Here is a 17560-nt window from a genome sequence, read left to right on the forward strand (position 1 = left end):
GATAGAGTCATAACGCATTAAAAACTGTAATGAATGAAGATAACTTTACTTGTTGTTGGGAAGACTGAAGATAAGTACCTGATTGATGGGATTGACAAATACCTGGGAAGGCTTAAACATTACATCGGGTTCAACATGCTTGTAATTCCTGATATTAAAAACACAAAGAACTTAACTGAGGCACAGCAAAAAACTAAAGAGGCTGAGCATATTCTTAAACACATTAACAATACGGATCTGGTACTATTAATGGATGAGAAAGGCAAAAAGTACTCTTCGGTGCAGTTTTCAGATTATTTAAACAAACAGATGATAGGAAGTGTTCAGCACCTGATATTCGTAATTGGTGGGCCATACGGTTTTGATCAGACAATTTATGATCGGGCGAACAGTAAAATATCTTTATCCGACATGACGTTTTCTCATCAAATGGTGCGTCTATTTTTTGCCGAGCAACTTTACCGGGCCTTCAGTATTTTAAAAGGCGAGCCTTACCACCATGAGTAGTAGCGTCAGACAACCTGATTATTGGTCATAAATAAATTAACTATGCGCACACCAGCCGATTTTAAAAGGAAATACCAGTTCAAAAGCAATAGAAAAGGAGACCGGATAGGTTATATTATCGCCATAGTGATCTCTGCAATTGCTTTGCTTCTTTTCTGGTATTTTGGTTAGATAATAATATAAGCATAAGCAGTTTAACAAAATTTTTTCCTAAGTTTAAGATATTATATTTGAATGGCGCCTTTAATCTAATATTAGAGGGCCTAAATCAATAATTGACGTGTCATAAGTACTGAGCCCCCTTACCTAGAGTTCTCTCAAATATGAATATTTTAATTTTTAGCGCTGTTTTTTTTCCTGCTATCGGAGGTATTGAAAATCAAACATTATTATTAATTAACGAATTTGTAAAAAAAGGCCATAAAGTCAAAGTAATCACCTTTCAGAAGCAAAAAGTCACCTTACCTCATATAGACATTTACTATTCCCCTAATTACCATCATTTTTTAAAAGCATTTCGGTGGTGCGAAATCATTTACATGCCTAATATTTCACTAAAAGGAATGTGGCTGTTACTATTGAACCCTAAAAAACATTGGGTTATCTCCCATAACGATTACCATTTTTTTCATAATATAGGCTGGATAGCCAGATCAAAATCCTTCGCGATAAAATTTGCAACAAGGAACATTGCCGTTAGTAAAAGTATAGCGAATCATCTTAAGACACCATCCCTTATTATACCAAACTGTTATAATGAATCTATTTTCAGAATCTATTCAGACGAGGTACGAGCGTATGACTTCGTGTTTTTGGGAAGACTAGTTTCGCAAAAAGGTTGTGATTTACTGATAAAAGCATGTAGCCGACTTAACAGACCCTTTCGCTTAAGTATTATTGGAATTGGAGCTGAACAAGTAAGGTTAGAAGCGCTTGCAAAGGATCTCGGTATAGCTGAACAAATAATTTTTCATGGCCTTCTAACCGAGGAAAACTTGGCTAGAATGCTTAATAGACATAAAGTCATCATTATTCCATCTGTTAAAGAAGAAGGCTTCGGCATGGTTGCTCTCGAAGGTATGGCCTGCGGTTGCAATGTCATAGCGGCCAATGCAGGTGGACTCTCTGATGCTGTGAACGGTTTTGGAAAGATGTTTGAAATGAGCGACATTGATGAACTAACAAAACTGCTTTCAGCGTCATTAAACGAGAAGCCGGCTCCTATTACGGAGGATCTTTTGGCATATTTAAAACTGCACCATAGACAAAGTGTGGCAGACAATTATCTTCAAGCATTCATTTAAATAAAATGTTCACCTCCCATTCTTATACTGGCAGCAGTCTTCCACCAAAAACACTTTGCTTCACATTCGATGATGGCCCTGGAGAAAACACACTTGCCATAGCGAAATTCTTGTATGAACAAGATATACCAGCAACATTTTTTGTTGTTGGCAAGTATGCAATACATGAGCCCGAGATTTTAAGAACACTTGTAAATTGGAACCATACAATTGGAAATCACACTTTTGATCATCCTGACCTACCTTACTATGTATCTGTCAACGGAAACTTGCAAGATCAGATTATACGTACAGACACAGTAATTCAGTCTTATACAGACAATAATATTTTCTTTCGTGCTCCTTATGGAAAATGGTCGCCGGAAGTGGCTGCCGACCTTAATGCGAATTTACTTTCCACCTTAAATTATGTCGGTCCGGTACATTGGGACGTCGGTGGTGTAGATTGCTGGTATTGGTTAAATGGAAAATCTGTTGAATATGCGCTGGATGCTTATATCTTGAGCATTGAGGAAGCGGGCAAAGGAATTGTTGTCTTTCATGATGAGATTGCGGATATGGATTTTCTGAAACCCGCCAATAAGACTTTGGAGCTTTTACAGCAGCTTGTTCCAAAACTTAAAGCGTTGGGTTATACTTTTGTTAGTATACAGAGCATCGAAAGCTTAAAGGAAGCTAGTAAACACAAGCTACTTTTTGAATTAAATGTTAGTAAAGATAAATCCCTCCGGTTCTCGTCAAATGGGACCTTGATACTCGCGAAGTCAGGCTCCTTATTTACCGCAGAAAGGATGGGCAAGGGCCAATTTTCTCTCCTTAACCAAGATAAGTATCTTATGATTACAGATGAAAAACTTCTGTGCACAACAACAGATCGGGCTCTTGCCGCCAGGTTTGATTATGTTCCGGTGCGGAACAATCGTTTCATGTTAAGATCTTTTTCAGGGAATTTCCTCACAATTAATAAAAATAAAGAGCTCTCAGCCACCGCGCCGTTTATGAGACTAGCAACCGTTTTTAGGTATACCCCTCTACATGTTGAGGCAAATACGAAAATGAGCTTAAGGGAAAGGCTATCAATATTTAAGAAGGGCTTACTCTTTATCAAGTCCAAGATTTTCAGCTAACGCTTATAGGCGGTATCTTACCCACCAAGCTACTTTTTCAGTGTTAAAGATTTAATCAATTCCGTCTCTTCCGTTTTATAAGGACTGCCATCCGCTTTAAATATCTCATGGAACCAAAGCTTCGGCTCTCCACCGTCCTTCAAAGGTTCATCCCAGGCATACTTTGTATTCGTTTTGCCATCTACCAATCCCCAGTTGATTGCAATGATTTTCTGATCTTTCAGTAAGGGCATTATAGTTTCAAAAGTACTTCCATTTCTTCTGGCCATATACTCCGTACAAATGAGCGGTCGATTAGACGCCCTTAGTTCATCAATTCTTTTCTGATGTACCGGTGATTTATCATAACTATGGTAAGTGATCACATCACTATTTTCGACCTGAAAAGCATTTAAATCTTTCAATTTATCATCCCACACGCCAGCCGAAAGTGGTTGCGAGGGGTTAATCTCTCTCGCCCAACTAAAAACCGCTTGTAACAAGGGCAAAGACTTGCTTCCATAACCAGAATTACCAGGTTCATTGTATAGATCCCAGAGAAGAATTCGTTTGTCATTAGCAAAGGTCTTTAAGATATCCTGAACATAAACTTTCAAATATCCCCATTGATTTGGGTCGTCGTGGACTACCTGAAGCGGACTCCTTAACCACCCTGAATTGTGAACTCCTGGCTTCGGTGCGGGTTGAACGCCAATAGCACCGCTTGCGTTCCAACAATCATCAAAAAAAACAAGTAAAGGCTTTATTTTATGTTTCTCTGCGATAGCTAAAAAAGTGTTAATGTTCTTTTTAAATCCCTTAGCATCTTGCTTCCATGCCAGATCGTGCAGATAAACGCGTAACGTTTTTAGTCCGATTCCTTCCGCCCAGCCCAACTCCTTATCAATCGCCACCGGGTCAAAAGTGGCAGATTGCCAAAATTCAAGCTGATTGATGGCATAAGCAGGCGTATAATTCGCACCAGCCATCCAGGGAAGCTTTTTATACCAGTCATTTGCTTTATTCTCTGTCCATTTTACATGTTGTGCAGATGCTGTGAAACTGGAGATTAAAATGGCAAGGGTAACTAAAAACGTACCGAATTTTCTCATATTAATTTGGCTAAAGATGCGATGAAGATAATTAATTAACTCCAATTTCCTATCTTTGTCCAGCATTAAACGCCATTTGCACCGGTATCAATGAAACTATGACATATCAAACCTTACTTTATTACTGCTATAGCCATATAGCAGATGCAGAACAATTCGCTGCAGACCACCTTACTTTTTGTAAATCACTAAACCTTGTAGGTCGTATTATTGTCGCCGATGAAGGGCTCAATGGTACAGTTTCAGGAACAAAGGAAGCCTGTGATGCCTACATGGCAGCAACCAAAGCTGATGAGCGCTTTAGCAAGACCGACTTCAAAGTCGACGATGTTGCTGCTCCATCCTTCATTAAAATGCATTGCAGGTATAAGTCCGAGATCGTACACTCGGGATTAAGAGATCCCAATATTATAGATCCCAACAAGCAAACCGGGAAACACCTGGAACCAGCAGAATTTCAAAAGATGATCGATCAGGATGACGTAATTATATTAGATGTCCGGTCTAATTATGAGCACAACCTTGGAAGATTTAAGAATGCTGTAACGCTGGATATGGAGAACTTTAGGGACTTCCCTGAAAAAATCAACGAACTTGCTAAGTACAAAGATAAAAAAGTGCTAACCTACTGCACAGGGGGCATCAAATGCGAAAAAGCATCTGCATTGTTGCTTCATCACGGCTTTAGTGACGTTTACCAATTGCATGGAGGCATTATTAAATACGGGAAAGAGGCCGGCGGAGAAGATTTCGAAGGTAAATGTTACGTGTTTGACAATCGTATCGCGGTAGACGTAAATACCGTCAATCCATCTGTGGTATCAACTTGCTATAATTGCGGAAATATTACTCCTAAATTGATCAATTGCGCCAATCCGGAATGCAATGAACATGTCACTCAATGTGATGATTGCGGAGATGCACTCCATGGCTGTTGTTCTGTTGTCTGCACCACCAATCCACGCAAACGTACATATGACGGTACAGGATACTATGTAAAGGTGCCGCAGCCTGTTAAAGCTACTGCTGAATCATAGTTAATTAGCGCAATTGCCAAACTGAACATAGATCAACGGTTAACCATAAATTAACTTTAATTTTACGCTATGTTTAAATACTTAAAATCTCTTATTATAATGTCTTTGATATCTACCACTGCTGTTGCACAAGAAAAACCTTTTTGGAATGAATTACTTGAATTTCAAAAGTCTGATAGTGCTTCAATGCCACAAAGCCATGGTATTGTCTTTGTCGGAAGCTCTTCCTTAAGAATGTGGCAAGACCTCGAGTCTACTTTTAAAAGCTATAATGCTATAAACAGGGGTTTCGGCGGTTCAGAACTTATACACGCGAACGACTATATCCAGGAACTAGTTTTGAAGTATAATCCCAGGCAAGTAGTCATTTATAGCGGTGAGAATGATGTAGCCTCAGGCGCATCAGCAGAAGAAACATTCAAACGCTTTGTTACCTTTTATACAAACCTTCGTACACACCTTCCAAAAGCGACTATAACGTACATATCTATGAAGTTAAGTCCTTCTAGAGCCAAGTTTTCGGACGTGATATTAAACGCCAATTCAATGATTAAAGGCTACATTTCCAAGCAAAAGAATGCCGATTACATTGATATTATCTCGAAAATGCTCAGCAGTAGTGGCGCTTCAAGACCTGAACTTTTTCAAGACGACATGCTTCACATGAAACCCGCAGGCTATGTAGTCTGGACGAAAGAAATTACGCCCCATTTGAAAAGGAAATAGCATTGCTTGCCTATACCAGTAGCGGATTATTAGTCTTACTTATTCCGCCATATTGTGGTAAACAGCCTGCACATCATCATCTTCTTCCAGTTTATCGATTAGCTTGAAGACGTCAACAGCTTGTTCTTCTGTAATAGGTGTTGTGGAAAGCGAGATCCTTTCTAATTTTGCACTTTTCATCTCGACACCAAGGTCTTCTAACGCTTTTTGCATTTTACCGAAGTCTTCAAAAGCAGTTTGAACCACGGCGATATCTGTACCATCTTCGTCAGCTTCCAGATATAGTTCCTCCAACCCGGCGTCGATCAGTTCAAATTCTAACTCCTCAAGATCTTTGTCTCCGGGCATGAATCTAAAAACAGATTTTCTGCTGAAGATAAAATCCAGTGAGCCGGTTTTACCCAGTGCACCACCGGTTTTGTTGAAATAGCTACGTACGTTTGCTACCGTTCTATTCGTATTATCTGTCGCAGTTTCGATAAGAATGGCTACACCGTGCAAAGCGTATCCCTCGTAGACATGTTCTTCATAACCGTTCTCATCCTTATTTGAGGCACGTTTAATAGCTGCATCTACTGTATGCTTTGGCATATTTACAGCCTTCGAATTCTGAATGGCTGTACGAAGTCGAGAGTTGGTATCCGGATTAGGCCCGTTATCTTTAACGGCCATTACAATCTCTTTACCAATCCTGGTAAACTGAACTGCCATCTTGGCCCAGCGCTTAAATTTACGTTCTTTTCTGAATTCGAATGCTCTTCCCATTGGTTATTTATGTTTTGGTCCGGATCTTGGGTTTCCAAGTTACGGACAGTTTTTATTACTTCTTACGAGGTCCTGAAATAAATCGCAACCCGGAGGTTTTTCCAATATCGACTAAACGCTATTTCTGTAAATTTTTCAACATGTCTGCGGTCATTTTACTGAGGTCAAACTCCGGTTTCCAACCCCAGTCAGTTCTCGCGAAGTTGTCATCAATGGACCGTGGCCAGCTGTCAGCAATCAGTTGCCTTGGATCATTATCGGTATAAGTCAATGTGAAGTCAGGTATATGCTTCCTGATTTCTACGGCCAGGACTTCGGGCGTGAAACTTACTCCCGTAAAATTATAGCTTGACCTTATGGCTATGGTATCCGTCGGAGCGTTCATTAGTTCGATCGTACCGCGAATTGCATCGTCCATATACATCATTGGCAACTCTGTATTCGCATTTAAAAACGACGCGTAGCTCCCCTTTTTTAAGGCATCATGAAATATGTGAATCGCATAATCTGTTGTTCCGCCGCCTGGAGCCGCTTTCCAACTGATCAAACCAGGGTATCGGATGCTTCTGACATCAAGTCCAAACTTCTGGTTATAGTATTCGCACCAGCGTTCACCGGCCAACTTACTAATTCCGTAAACTGTGTTTGGATCCATTACGCAAAACTGCGGCGTATTGTCCTTCGGTGAATTTGGTCCGAACACTGCTATTGAACTGGGCCAATACACTTTGGCCGTTTTGTAAGTTATCGCAAGGTCTAGAATGTTCAGCAATCCATTCATGTTTAAGTCCCACGCTAACTTTGGATTTTGTTCACCGGTAGCAGAAAGCAATGCGGCTAAAAGATATACGTGAGTTGGCTTGTACTTTTGAAAGATGCTATTCAGCGTGTCCTTCTCAAGAACGTTCACAAATTCGAAAGGACCTGAATTCTTAATATCATAATCCGGTCTTCTGATGTCGCACGCAATTACATTGTCTTCACCATATGCTTTTCGCAAGGCAGTCACCAGTTCTGTTCCAATTTGTCCGTTTGAACCAAGAACAATTATCTTTTCAGTCATGTTTTTTATTGAATGCGGCAAAGTTATAAAAATGCCACAAACACGCTTACGTCAGCAACAATTTATTTGGACAGTAAACACAGAGTAGTAACAATACTTTTAGTATAGGACACTGCTACATTGCGATTGGGTTGATTCCGCGTTGGTACCGCATTGATTCCCCGTTGGTACCGCGTTGGTACCGCTATAGCCGAAGCAACGCGGGCTCAATGCCCTATCAACAGCGGCGTAACAAATACCGTATGACGAACAAATGCTACAATCGTAGGCACAATAAAGACTACCTAAGGGGGATCACTTACTGCATAAAATTAGCTGCAATAAAACAGGGTTATAGAAAGTCAGTACTGATGGTGCCTGACTTACAAAACTAGCAGGGTCAATGTTGATCAATAGCGTCAAACAAGTTTTAAAGATCACTCGGTACCCCCTTCAGGGTGTTAAAAAACGCCTAAGTAACAAAAACATTATATTTTTACTTAAAATGTGTATTTAGAACACTAACTATTTATTTTTTCTTAATATTACAAAACGAAAGCTATTTAGCATACAACTAAGTTAACGAAACCACCAAATATGAATTGCCAAATCCAAGACGCTTGCGTAATAATTACGTTCATTTAAGCAGGTCGAGGCGGTTGCATTGGTTGGGTTCAAACCATCAAAATAGGTAACCTTAATTTAATGAAAACGAGAAAAATTAGAATGGGCATGGTAGGCGGGGGTAAAGATGCATTCATCGGAGCCGTTCACCGTATAGCTGCAAACATGGACGGTCAGGTAGAATTCTGCTGCGGAGCGTTGAGTATTAATCCCGAAGTAGCACGTGAATCTGGTGAAATGCTTTTTCTACCTGAAGACCGGATTTACCTGAATTACGAAGAAATGATCGAGAAGGAAAGTCAACTTCCTGAAGACAAACGCATTGACTTTGTAACTATTGTTACGCCCAACTTTGCACATTTCGGTCCGGCCATGATGGCTTTAGATCATGGATTTAACGTAGTAATCGAGAAACCGATCGCACTTTCATTAGATGAGGCTCTACAATTACAACAAAAAGTAGAAGAAACAGGCTTGTTATTATGCCTGACCCATACTTATTCCGGATACCCAATGGTGAAGCAAGCCAAACAAATGGTAAAAGATGGCGCCTTTGGAAAAATCAGAAAAGTAATGGTGGAGTATCCTCAGGGATGGTTAAGCACCCTTACTGAGCGTGAAGGAAACGCTGGTGCTGCATGGCGTACAGATCCCAAAAAGAGTGGTAAAAGTGGTTGCATGGGTGATATTGGTACTCACGCAGCTCAACTTGCAGAATATATTTCAGGGTTAAAGATCACTAAACTGTGTGCAGACCTGAACATTGTAGTAGAAGGAAGAGGCCTTGACGATGATGGCAACGTATTGTTGAAATTCGATAACGGCGCCAGTGGCGTTCTTTCTGCGTCACAAGTAGCGGCAGGAGAAGAAAACGCTTTGAAAATAAGAGTCTATGGTGAAAAAGGTGGACTGGAATGGAATCAAATGGAGCCAAATACTTTAATGGTTAAATGGCTAACAGAGCCTGCACAAGTTTACCGTGCTGGTCAGGCCTATCTTTCTGATGCGGCAAAACACAACACTCGTGTTCCCGGAGGACACCCTGAGGGCTACCTGGAAGCTTTTGCAAACATCTACAGAAACTTCACATTAACATTATCTGCAAAAATACATGGAACAACTCCTACTGATGCGATGTTAGACTTTCCAAGAGTGGAAGACGGCGTTAGAGGAATGACATTTATCGATAGCGTAGTGGCATCAAGCCAGTCTGACCAAAAATGGTTTGATTTTAATTCATAAGAACAGCATGACAACAATTAAAGGACCAGCGGTATTCTTAGCCCAATTTATAGGCGATGAAGCACCGTTTAATTCATTAGATGCAATTTGCGAATGGGCAGCAGGATTAGGTTTTAAAGGAATCCAGGTTCCAACCAATGACTTGCGATTCATTGATCTGCAAAAAGCAGCAGAAAGTAAAACTTATGCAGATGAGCTTGTAGGAAAAGTCGCTTCCTACGGACTAGAGATCACAGAACTGTCTACGCATTTGCAAGGACAGCTTGTAGCGGTAAACCCTGCTTATGATCTAGCTTTCGATGCTTTCGCACCTGAGCAATACAAGAACAATCCTAAAGCCAGACAAGAGTGGGCGGTGCAGCAACTAAAATATGCGGCAAGGGCTTCTCAAAACTTAGGACTAAATGCCCATGCAACTTTTAGTGGTTCATTATTGTGGCACATGTTCCATCCTTGGCCACAGCGTCCTGAAGGATTAGTGGATGCCGGCTTCACAGAGCTTGGTAAAAGATGGTTGCCAATTCTTAACGAATTTGACACCTGCGGTGTCGATGTTTGCTATGAGATTCATCCGGGAGAAGATCTTTTCGATGGCATTACTTATGAAATGTTTCTGGAGAAAGTAAACAATCACCCCCGAGCGTGTTTACTATATGATCCATCACATTTTGTATTACAGCAGCTGGATTACATTCAATATATTGACTTTTACCATGAGCGCATCAAAGCATTCCATGTAAAAGATTCAGAATTTAATCCTACAGGTAAGCAAGGAACTTTTGGTGGTTATCAAAGCTGGGCTAACCGTGCGGGAAGGTATCGTTCTCCCGGTGATGGCCAGGTAGACTTCGGAACCATATTTAGCAAACTTGCACAATATGATTTTAAAGGCTGGGCTGTTATGGAGTGGGAATGCTCGATAAAAGATGCACAAGTTGGCGCTAAAGAAGGTGCTGAGTTCATCAAAAAACATATTATTAAAGTAACCGACAGAGCATTTGACGATTTTGCAAGTGCAGGTGGCGGTGACGCAGATTTCAACAATAAAATATTAGGTTTATAATTAGAATTACACACATATGAAAACATCCAATCTGTTTGTTTTAGGACTTTTAGCACTGACGTTTGCATCCTGCGCTAGTCCGGAAGAAAGAGCTGTTAAAAAGAACAACCCTATTGACACCAACAAGACCGATCCAACCGCTTCTATGAGTGCTGGCACTTTAGATTCAAATCAAATGGAAGGCTCCGCGACTAAGAAAGCGGAAGGTGGCGGAGCTGCTCCTGCGGGAACTCCAACTACTGAAAGTGCTGGTGCAACAGCAAGTCCGGCAGCAGGTGCCTCTGCTTCAACTGCAACCCCTGCTCCTGCTGCTGCGGCTCCAGCAGCGGAGAAAACTGCGAAGGCAGAAGCGCCAAAAACTGCCGGTCCGGGAGAAGCATTAATTAAAAAGTCTGACTGTCTGGCTTGTCACAACGCTAAGGTTAAAATTGTTGGTCCTGCATACGCAGCTGTGGCTGCAAAATACCCCGCTACTCCAGAAAACATAGATAAGTTAGCGAACAAGATCATCGCTGGAGGAGCTGGTTCATGGGGCGAGGTTCCGATGAGTCCACACCCAACCATCAGCAAAGGTGATGCTAAGGACATGGTTAGATACATATTATCTCTAAAATAATAACACACAAATAACCAAATAAAACATGGAAGAAATTAAAAAAACCCCGGAGGCTGCCTCAAGACGTAATTTTCTAAAAACTTCGGCAATTGCAGCTACCGCATTCATGATCGTTCCACGTCATGTTCTTGGAGGAAAAGGATTTTTAGCTCCCAGCGATAGATTAATTGTCGCAGGTATCGGTGCAGGTGGTAAAGGTGAATCTGACATTGCGATGTTCGCTAAAAGCGGCAAAGCTGATATTGGTTTCCTTTGCGATGTCGATGAGAGAAGAGCAGCAACCTCACGCAAGAATTTCCCGAAAGCTAAATTCTATAAAGACTGGAGAGAGATGTATGATAAAGAGTCGAAAAACTTCGATGCGGTTTCAGTATCTACACCAGATCATAATCATGCGATCATCACTTATCACGCGATGCAACTGGGTAAACATGTGTATGTGCAGAAACCACTGACACATGATATTTACGAAGCCCGCTTGCTTACTGATGCTGCAAAAAAATATAAAGTAGTTACACAAATGGGTAACCAGGGTGCTTCCAATGATGGTACCCGTTTACTGTCTGAGTGGTATGATGCAGACCTCATTGGTGATGTCCATACGGTTTATTGCTGGACCAACAGGCCAGTTTGGCCTCAGGGAATTGCGTGGCCAACTACAAAAGCAGATGTTCCTAAAGAATTAGACTGGAATCTTTGGTTGGGCACGGCTCCTCAAAAAGATTATGTAAATAAACTAGTGCCATTTAACTGGCGTGGATGGTGGGACTATGGAACTGGTGCACTTGGCGATATGGGATGTCACCTAATGGAAGCTCCATTCAGAGTTCTTGATATTCGTTATGCAAAAGATGTACAAGCGAGCGTAGGTTCGGTATATGTGGATGAGTTCAAAAAAGGTGTATTCCCTGAGAGCTGCCCTCCATCGAGTCACATTACATTGACTTTCCCTAAAACTGCAAAGACTAAAGGTGATGTTACCATGCACTGGATGGATGGAGGTATTCAACCTGAAAGACCAATCGAGCTTCTACCAGATGAGAAATGGGGTGGCGAAGAAGGAAACGGTACGTTGTTCATAGGTACAAAAGGAAAAATGTATTCAAGTACGTATTCTGACGGCGCAACCTTGCTTCCAAAATCACGCACGAAAGATGCGAAAGCTAAACAGAAATGGACGCGGGTGCCAGAAGGTTCTAATGGTCATTACAAACAATGGGTGGACGGATGTATTGCAGGTTATGGCAAAACTGAATTAAGCTCACCCTTTGAAATTGCTGGTCCTTTAACAGAAGCTTTATTAATGGCTAACCTTGCGGTACGTGGCTATGACCTTAAAGGCGGAAACAAAAAGTTGCTTTGGGATAATGCGAACATGAAAGTAACGAACTTTGACGAGGTAAACCAGTACGTTAAACGTAACTACCGTGAAGGTTGGACGCTATAACAACTAAATAAAACATAAAGATTATTAAATGAGACAATACATTTTCTCTGCACTGATCGTTGCGGTAACGCTAGGCTGCGGCAGCACAAAGAGCCAAACTGGCGCTTCGAAAGGATTTACAAAGCTTTTCGACGGCAAAACAACCAGTGGATGGCATACTTATGGTCAATCGACAGTAGGCAACCATTGGAAAGTTCAGGATGGCGCTTTATTTCTTGACGCTAAGACCACCGGCGACGGTGGTGGCGATCTTGTGACCGATAAGGAATACACTAACTATCATTTGAAACTAGACTGGAAAGTTGCCCCTGGTTCAAACAGTGGAATTATCTTCTTTGTAAATGAAGATAAAGCCAAATATGGCGCGACCTACAGTACTGGTTTGGAAATGCAGGTGATAGATAATGAAGGTCATGACGATGGGAAAATCGAGAAACACAGAGCTGGAGATTTGTATGATATCATTAAGAGCAGTTCAGAACCAGTGAAACCAGTTGGACAATGGAATACTGCGGAGATCATTACTAAGAACGGAAGCCTTGAATTGAGGTTAAATGGAGTTAAGATTGTGACCACCACACTGTGGGATGCAAACTGGACTTCTTTGCTTAACAAGAGCAAGTTTGCGGACTGGAAAGACTTTGCTACTTTTAAAACAGGTAAAATAGCACTTCAAGACCACGGAGGCGACGTTTGGTACCGCAACGTAATGATTAAAGAACTGTAAATTAACTATACAAACTCAAAAAATGAATTCAACTAACCGAGTAAAATTATCAATCATGATGTTCCTGGAGTTTTTTATCTGGGGATCATGGTTTGTAACATTGGGAACTTTCCTTGGAAGTAACCTAAGTGCCACAGGTGCCCAATCCGGATCTGTGTTTTCAACACAATCCTGGGGTGCCATTATTGCGCCTTTTATCATTGGGTTGATTGCTGACAGATACTTTAATGCAGAGCGCATATTAGGTGTTTTACACCTTGTGGGAGCAGTTTTGATGTACCAAATGTACAATTCAACAGATATCAGTACCTTCTACCCATATGTTTTAGGATATATGATTTTGTTCATGCCTACTTTAGCACTCGTGAACTCAATTTCTTTCAATCAAATGAAAGATCCTGAAAAAGAATTCTCTACCATTAGAGTATTTGGAACAATTGGTTGGATTGCAGCGGGATTAGCTATCAGCTATCTTTTCCACTGGGATACTGCAGAAGCTACCTCTGCGGGCATGCTTAGAAATACTTTCGCTATGGGCGGGATTGTTTCCGTAATACTTGGTTTATATAGCTTTGTACTACCAAAAACACCACCTAAAGTATCAACTGGTGAAAAGGTTAAGGTTTCAGAAATTCTTGGTCTTGATGCCTTGAAGCTTTTGAAGGATAAGAACTTCGCGGTATTCTTTGTTTCATCCATCCTGATCTGTATCCCATTAGCGTTCTATTATCAAAATGCGCACCCGTTCTTATCTAACGTAGGCATAGACAACCCAACGGGGAAAATGACTATCGGACAGGTTTCAGAGGTGTTATTTCTTTTGTTACTTCCCGTATTCTTTACCCGATTTGGATTTAAGAAAACCATTTTGATAGGTATGTTGGCATGGGCCGTTCGTTATGCCTTATTTGCTTATGGTAACGCCAGTGATTTAAGCTTTATGCTCATTATTGGTATTGCATTACACGGTGTTTGTTATGATTTCTTCTTTGTTGCTGGTCAGATCTATACGAATGCTGCTGCTGGTGAAAAATACAAAAGTGCTGCTCAGGGATTAATCACTCTTGCCACTTATGGCGTGGGTATGTTGATCGGATTTGAAGTTGCAGGTATGATCACTGATACCTACAAGTTGGCAGACGGCGGTTTTGACTGGAAAACGATCTGGATTATTCCTGCAGGAATCGCACTTGCGGTGTTCTTACTTTTCGCGTTATTCTTCTCCGACAAAAAGAAGGTAGCTGAAGGTGCGGTAAATATCTAGTCTTCAAGAATACTTAAGCAGAACTAATGAAATCAGAACTAAGCAGACGATCTGCACTTAAAAATATTGTTGCCGGAACAGCCGCTTTAGGCGTCTCGGCAACAATCCCTGCTTTCGCTCTGGCAGATTACAAAAATACAGCCTTGAAAGGAAATGTAAATCACTCGGTTTGTCGTTGGTGCTTTGGTGGCGTCGACCTCGACACATTATGTGTTGAAGCAAAGAAAATTGGCATTAAAGCTATTGATCTTGTTGGCCCGGGAGATTGGGCAACGCTGAAAAAGCATGGACTGGATTCCTCCTTATGTAATGGTGCTGAGCTCGGCATTGATGACGGTTGGAATGAACCGAAATTTCATGCGGAGCTAATTAAACGCTACACAGAAATGATTCCTAAGGTAGCAGAAGCAGGGTATAAACAACTGATCTGCTTTAGCGGAGCGAAGCGTGGAAAAGACAGTGAAACTGGTTGGAAGAACTGTGTAGAAGGTCTGAAACAAATTACTCCGATTGCAGAGAAGCATAAAGTAGTATTGGTGATGGAACTGTTGAACAGTAAAGTTGATCACAAGGATTATCAGTGCGACAATACGCCCTGGGGCGTGGAGTTATGTAAACGCCTGGGTTCAGAGAACTTCAAACTGCTTTATGACATCTACCACATGCAGATCGATGAAGGCAATGTCATTAGTACGATTAAGAATAACTTTAAATACATATCACATTACCATACCGCAGGTGTACCGGGTCGCCATGAGTTAGATGACAACCAGGAATTATACTATCCTGCAATCATTAAAGCAATTGTGTCTACTGGCTTCAAGGGCTATCTTGCACAGGAGTTTTTACCCAGAAAAAAAGATGCATTTCAATCACTAAATGAAGCAGTTACCATCTGCGATGTATAAACCTATGAATTCAAGAAGAACTTTTCTAAAACAGGCAAGTATCGCTGCAGCGGGTGTAGCGATTCTACCGAACTTTTATTGTACAGCCTCTGCGGCAGCAAAAACAGTTGGTATTCAATTATACACGCTCAGGGAGGAATTACCTAAAGATGTTAAGGGCGTAATTGCTAAAGTAGCCAATGCAGGTTACAAAGAGGTGGAAACTTTTGGCTATACGGCAGAGACGGGTTTCTGGGGTTTAAAAGCAAAGGATTTTAAACAACTATTAAATGAAAATGGCTTAACTACACCTAGTGGTCACTTTTCAATGGACGGTTTCATTAAAACAGGAAACGTAGAAGAACTAAAACCGTTAATCGAAGGAGCTGCGGCAGTTGGCATGAGCTATTTTACCTGCCCTTGGTTGAACCCTACCCTTAGAACAAGTATTGACGATTTCAAAACACTTGCAGACAGGTTGAACACGGCCTCAGGTTTGGCTAAGGCCTCAGGGTTAAAGCTTGCTTACCATAACCACGATTTTGAGTTCACAAAGTATGGTAACGATACAGGCTACGAAACCTTGCTTTCAAATACAGATAAAGACAACGTGAAGTTTGAAATGGATATATACTGGGTCGTAAGATCAGGCAACGATCCATTAGATCTCTTCAAAAGGCATCCCGGTAGATTCCCTATGTGGCACATAAAAGATATGGATAAGGCAAACCCAACCATAAACACCGAGGTTGGTACAGGCACTATTGACTTCAAAAGCATTTATAAAGAATCGAAAGAGGCTGGATTGGAGCACTTGATCGTTGAACAAGAGAACTTTTCAATTGATCCTTTTGAAAGCATTAAGAAGAGCTTTGATTACGTAAACCACGAGCTTGTTTAAGACATAATGTCTTTCAAATAGATAAGGGAAGTGGTTTAAAAAGAGCCACTTCCCTTTTTTACGTAAATAATCCACATATTTGCGGACTTATTAAATCGTAAAGAACAGTTAATAATTAGAAGAGCACAAATAACAAATTAGACAAAACATGAAAATTGCAGTAGTAGGTGCCACCGGATTGGTAGGTACCGTAATGTTGAAAGTATTAGAAGAGCGTAATTTCCCCTTAACTGAATTGATCCCCGTAGCCTCTGAAAAGAGTGTTGGAAAGGAAATCACCTTTAAGGGTAAGAAGTTCGCTGTTGTAAACATGGATACTGCGATCGGAATGCGCCCTGATATTGCGTTATTTTCTGCGGGAGGAAGCACTTCTTTAGAGAATGCGCCACGTTTCGCCGAAGCAGGAACCACCGTGATAGACAATTCTTCTGCCTGGAGAATGGACCCTTCAAAGAAACTAATCGTTCCGGAGGTTAATGCCAATACTTTGTCAATTGATGATAAGATCATCGCTAATCCCAACTGTTCAACGATTCAGATGGTAGTGGCTTTAAAACCATTGCACGATAAATACAGAATTAAACGTGTGGTTGTTTCAACCTATCAGTCCGTAACAGGAACTGGAGTTAAAGCTGTTGAACAATTGATGAATGAGCGTAAAGGTATCACAGATGGCCCTATGGCTTACGCCTATCCTATAGACCTTAATGTAATTCCCCAAATTGATGTGTTCACCGACAATGGTTACACGAAGGAAGAAATGAAAATGATCCTCGAAACCCGCAAAATTATGGGCGACGACACCATCAGAGTTACGGCAACTACGGTTAGAATTCCTGTAATGGGTGGTCACTCAGAATCAGTAAATATTGAGTTTGAAAACGAGTTTGATGTTGCTGAAGTAAGAGAGATCTTAGCGAAGACCGAGGGAATTATCGTTGTTGATGATCCAGCAAACGCTAAATATCCGATGCCTAAAGATGCTCATGAAAAGGATGAAGTGTTTGTTGGCAGGATCAGAAGGGATGAGTCTCTACCTAATACACTGAACATGTGGATAGTTGCAGATAACCTTCGTAAAGGTGCCGCGACAAATGCCGTTCAGATTGCAGAGTATCTGGTAAGAAAAGAACTGATATAGTTTATCGAGAATAATACGTTTGACGTGATGTAGGAATAACCAGAGCTGT

The 17560-nt window shown here is 41.1% G+C and carries 18 protein-coding genes; 15 read left to right on the plus strand and 3 right to left on the minus strand.

The window, feature by feature from the left end; all coding sequences use genetic code 11:
- Window positions 1-33 precede the first annotated feature (33 nt).
- From rlmH to WKF66_RS18075, 4 genes are all read left to right on the plus strand, one after another.
- Entirely contained in the window at window positions 34-507 is a 474-nt protein-coding gene (gene rlmH / locus WKF66_RS18060; RefSeq protein WP_489675888.1) for a 23S rRNA (pseudouridine(1915)-N(3))-methyltransferase RlmH, read from the plus strand.
- A gap of 42 nt (window positions 508-549) precedes the next feature.
- Window positions 550-678 carry a hypothetical protein gene (locus WKF66_RS18065; protein ID WP_489675889.1) on the plus strand — a complete coding sequence of 43 codons (129 nt, stop codon included), beginning with the start codon at window positions 550-552 and terminating at the stop codon, window positions 676-678.
- 152 nt (window positions 679-830) lie between these two features.
- Window positions 831-1811, plus strand: a complete 981-nt coding sequence (locus WKF66_RS18070) for a glycosyltransferase family 4 protein (RefSeq protein WP_489675890.1) — start codon at window positions 831-833, stop codon at window positions 1809-1811.
- Window positions 1812-1816: 5 nt separating this feature from the next.
- Window positions 1817-2938 carry a polysaccharide deacetylase family protein gene (locus tag WKF66_RS18075; protein WP_489675891.1) on the plus strand — a complete coding sequence of 374 codons (1122 nt, stop codon included), beginning with the start codon at window positions 1817-1819 and terminating at the stop codon, window positions 2936-2938.
- 29 nt (window positions 2939-2967) lie between these two features.
- Here the strand turns inward: WKF66_RS18075 and WKF66_RS18080 are convergent, their stop codons facing one another.
- Window positions 2968-4029, minus strand: coding sequence for a glycoside hydrolase 5 family protein (locus WKF66_RS18080; protein ID WP_489675892.1), 1062 nt, complete (start codon window positions 4027-4029; stop codon window positions 2968-2970).
- A gap of 98 nt (window positions 4030-4127) precedes the next feature.
- On the opposite strand from WKF66_RS18080, the gene trhO reads away from it, so the two are divergent.
- The gene (gene trhO, locus WKF66_RS18085; protein ID WP_489675893.1) at window positions 4128-5066 is read left to right on the plus strand and encodes an oxygen-dependent tRNA uridine(34) hydroxylase TrhO; all 939 of its coding nucleotides are present in this window, start codon (window positions 4128-4130) and stop codon (window positions 5064-5066) included.
- Between the two features lie 99 nt (window positions 5067-5165).
- Window positions 5166-5792, plus strand: coding sequence for a GDSL-type esterase/lipase family protein (locus tag WKF66_RS18090; RefSeq protein WP_489675894.1), 627 nt, complete (start codon window positions 5166-5168; stop codon window positions 5790-5792).
- 39 nt (window positions 5793-5831) lie between these two features.
- Here the strand turns inward: WKF66_RS18090 and WKF66_RS18095 are convergent, their stop codons facing one another.
- Both WKF66_RS18095 and WKF66_RS18100 read right to left on the minus strand, forming a co-directional pair.
- Complete coding sequence (locus WKF66_RS18095) at window positions 5832-6557, minus strand: YebC/PmpR family DNA-binding transcriptional regulator (RefSeq protein WP_489675895.1); 726 nt, start codon at window positions 6555-6557, stop codon at window positions 5832-5834.
- 118 nt (window positions 6558-6675) lie between these two features.
- Entirely contained in the window at window positions 6676-7620 is a 945-nt protein-coding gene (locus WKF66_RS18100) for an NAD-dependent epimerase/dehydratase family protein (RefSeq protein ID WP_489675896.1), read from the minus strand.
- A gap of 684 nt (window positions 7621-8304) precedes the next feature.
- On the opposite strand from WKF66_RS18100, the gene WKF66_RS18105 reads away from it, so the two are divergent.
- The 9 genes from WKF66_RS18105 (at window position 8305) to WKF66_RS18145 (ending at window position 17511) form a co-directional block, all read left to right on the plus strand.
- Window positions 8305-9465, plus strand: a complete 1161-nt coding sequence (locus WKF66_RS18105) for a Gfo/Idh/MocA family protein (RefSeq protein WP_489675897.1) — start codon at window positions 8305-8307, stop codon at window positions 9463-9465.
- A gap of 7 nt (window positions 9466-9472) precedes the next feature.
- Window positions 9473-10528 carry a sugar phosphate isomerase/epimerase family protein gene (locus WKF66_RS18110; RefSeq protein WP_489675898.1) on the plus strand — a complete coding sequence of 352 codons (1056 nt, stop codon included), beginning with the start codon at window positions 9473-9475 and terminating at the stop codon, window positions 10526-10528.
- A 16-nt stretch (window positions 10529-10544) separates the two neighbouring features.
- Window positions 10545-11144 (plus strand): c-type cytochrome, encoded by a 600-nt coding sequence (locus WKF66_RS18115; protein ID WP_489675899.1) that lies wholly within the window; start codon window positions 10545-10547, stop codon window positions 11142-11144.
- A gap of 25 nt (window positions 11145-11169) precedes the next feature.
- Window positions 11170-12591, plus strand: coding sequence for a Gfo/Idh/MocA family protein (locus WKF66_RS18120; RefSeq protein ID WP_489675900.1), 1422 nt, complete (start codon window positions 11170-11172; stop codon window positions 12589-12591).
- 28 nt (window positions 12592-12619) lie between these two features.
- On the plus strand, window positions 12620-13318 hold the full coding sequence (locus tag WKF66_RS18125) for a 3-keto-disaccharide hydrolase (RefSeq protein WP_489675901.1): 699 nt from the start codon (window positions 12620-12622) through the stop codon (window positions 13316-13318).
- 22 nt (window positions 13319-13340) lie between these two features.
- Entirely contained in the window at window positions 13341-14582 is a 1242-nt protein-coding gene (locus WKF66_RS18130) for a nucleoside permease (protein ID WP_489675902.1), read from the plus strand.
- 26 nt (window positions 14583-14608) lie between these two features.
- Window positions 14609-15490 (plus strand): hydroxypyruvate isomerase family protein, encoded by an 882-nt coding sequence (locus WKF66_RS18135; protein ID WP_489675903.1) that lies wholly within the window; start codon window positions 14609-14611, stop codon window positions 15488-15490.
- A gap of 4 nt (window positions 15491-15494) precedes the next feature.
- The gene (locus tag WKF66_RS18140) at window positions 15495-16370 is read left to right on the plus strand and encodes a sugar phosphate isomerase/epimerase family protein (protein ID WP_489675904.1); all 876 of its coding nucleotides are present in this window, start codon (window positions 15495-15497) and stop codon (window positions 16368-16370) included.
- A 148-nt stretch (window positions 16371-16518) separates the two neighbouring features.
- On the plus strand, window positions 16519-17511 hold the full coding sequence (locus WKF66_RS18145) for an aspartate-semialdehyde dehydrogenase (RefSeq protein WP_489675905.1): 993 nt from the start codon (window positions 16519-16521) through the stop codon (window positions 17509-17511).
- The last annotated feature ends 49 nt before the right edge of the window (window positions 17512-17560 follow it).

The organism is Pedobacter sp., from assembly GCF_037719805.1.
GTDB lineage: Bacteria > Bacteroidota > Bacteroidia > Sphingobacteriales > Sphingobacteriaceae > Pedobacter.